At 39.9% G+C, this 1,828-nt stretch carries 1 protein-coding gene; it reads left to right on the top strand.

The genetic code is table 11. The features are described from left to right. Positions 1–470 precede the first annotated feature (470 nt). On the top strand, positions 471–1,745 hold the full coding sequence (gene ltrA / locus D1953_RS20875) for a group II intron reverse transcriptase/maturase (RefSeq protein WP_119119067.1): 1,275 nt from the start codon (positions 471–473) through the stop codon (positions 1,743–1,745). Positions 1,746–1,828 lie beyond the last annotated feature (83 nt).

Genomic DNA, 1,828 nt, shown 5'->3' with positions numbered 1-1,828 from the left:
GGTGAAAGTCCACTGTGGGGGTACACATCGACCAACCACTAAGGAAGCGCAAGGTACTTATCGTGAGGTAAGGGCTGGAGGAAGCGTGGAATAAAATCTTGACTCGACGAACAGAAATCTGATACTAAGGCTTTATAAAGGGATTAGACTCCTAAGCAAGTCAAAGTCCAAAAGATGTGCGTAACTTTGTAGAGTAAATCAGGCGAGTAAAAGAGGAAAGATAGTTGTCTTACCCTGGGAGGTCTTGCGGATGTACAGGAGTACAGTCGAAAAAGGTTAGCCGCAAGAAGTCAGCAGAAGCCATAGTAATGAAACCATTCATGAAGGGCTGAACAATTTATAGTGTTTCAACGCCACGAATGCGTAAGTGACGAACTCCGAATGTGTTAATGGTGAAAGTATGAGCGTATCTCAAAGGATAACCAAAATGGAGCTATCACTTACTACGTGAGAGGAAAGGAGAAACGAGTGTGGAACTGTTAGAACAGATTTTAAGTAATCAAAACATGAATGAAGCTTACTTGCGTGTTTATAAAAATAAAGGGGCAAGTGGTGTCGATGGAATAACAGTCGATGAACTGAAGCAATATTTGAAAGAGAACAAGGATGAACTGCGCCAGCGCATCAGAACAAGGAAATACCAACCACAAGCTGCCTTACGAGTGGAGATCCCAAAAGAAAATGGAAAGATGCGCAAATTGGGAATACCAACAGTAGTGGATAGGGTCGTTCAACAAGCCATTCATCAAGTACTCAGTCCGATATTTGAAAAGCAATTCAGTGAATTCAGTTACGGTTTCAGACCAAAAAGAAGTTGTGAGATGGCGATTATAAAAAGCCTGGAATTTCTGAATGATAGTCATGATTGGGTAATCGACATTGACCTTGAAAGATTTTTCGATACCGTCCATCACGATAAACTCATGCGAATTATATCCAATACAATAAAAGACGGAGATGTCATCTCGTTAATTAGAAAATACTTAGTCAGTGGAGTCATGGTGAATGGAAAATATGAAGACACACCTGTTGGTACTCCGCAAGGAGGAAACCTCAGTCCATTATTGAGTAATATTATGTTAAACGAACTTGATAAGGAACTAGAGAAAAGAGGGCTAAGGTTCGTGAGGTACGCAGATGATGCCCTTATCTTTGTGAAAAGTGAAAAAGCAGCAAATAGAGTAATGGATTCAATCGTGAGATTTATAGAAGAGAAATTAGGTCTGATAGTCAACGTAGAGAAGAGTAGAATCTCACGTCCAAAAGAATTGAAATTCTTAGGATTTGGGTACTATTACGACATTAATAACAAGAGATATCAATTGAAACCTCACCCAAGTTCGGTACAGAAGTTTCAAAGGAAGCTTCGACAACTGACAAAACGGAACTGGAGTGTTCCACTAGACTACCGAATATTGAAACTGAAACAAGTTATATTTGGATGGGTAAATTACTTCAGAGTGGCAAAAATGAAAAAGCTGATTGACCGAATAGACAAAAAGCTTCGCTCCAGAATTAGAGTCATCATCTGGAAACAATGGAAAGTAGCGAAGAAACAGATTAAATCGCTTATTCAACTAGGGATTCCGCAGGAAGAAGCGAAGGGATTAACCTACTGTCGAAAAGGCTTCCGATTCATAGCATTATCAAAAGTCGTCCAAAGAGCAATCTCAAACAAAAGACTAAAGCAGAGGGGAGTCCCCTCTGCTTTAGAACATTATCTAAAAGTACACACTGTGATATAAATTGAAACGCCGTATACGCGATCCGTACGTACGGTGTTGTGAGAGGGGCGAAAATAATACATTTATTTTCCCTCTACTCGATT

The organism is Peribacillus asahii (assembly GCF_003570725.1).
GTDB classification, from domain to species: domain Bacteria; phylum Bacillota; class Bacilli; order Bacillales; family DSM-1321; genus Peribacillus; species Peribacillus asahii.
This window is presented reverse-complemented; position numbering and strand designations above follow the sequence as displayed.